Source organism: Achromobacter sp. SIMBA_011 (assembly GCF_046535435.1).
In the GTDB taxonomy this organism is placed as follows: domain Bacteria; phylum Pseudomonadota; class Gammaproteobacteria; order Burkholderiales; family Burkholderiaceae_B; genus Achromobacter; species Achromobacter dolens.
Genome location: NZ_JAWRWN010000710.1, coordinates 1 through 260, shown reverse-complemented (window position 1 = coordinate 260; position 260 = coordinate 1). Strand labels below are relative to the sequence as shown.

At 58.8% G+C, this 260-nt stretch carries 1 protein-coding gene; it reads right to left on the bottom strand.

Annotation, left to right across the window (positions count from 1 at the left end; genetic code table 11):
* Positions 1–260 (bottom strand): hypothetical protein (locus SB816_RS32805; RefSeq protein WP_410548354.1); only part of this gene is annotated, 260 nt, incomplete at both ends.

Here is a 260-nt window from a genome sequence, read left to right as displayed (position 1 = left end):
CGTTGAGGCTCGATATGCGCAAGCGCCAGGCCCGCGCCCTGACGCAGACAATACCAGTCGGCAATCAGCTCGAACATCGGCAGCACGGAGGACAGGACGGCATCATGCGGGGCAATATTCTGCTCTCCCAGCAGGCCGATAACCTCCGATACGGTTTTATCCGCAATCGCCGCCACGATCCCGGCTGGCCACTCCTTTGTGAAATAACGATGCCTGATCAGCGCGCGTTTATGGCCAAGCAGGAAATCACCGTAATCGCC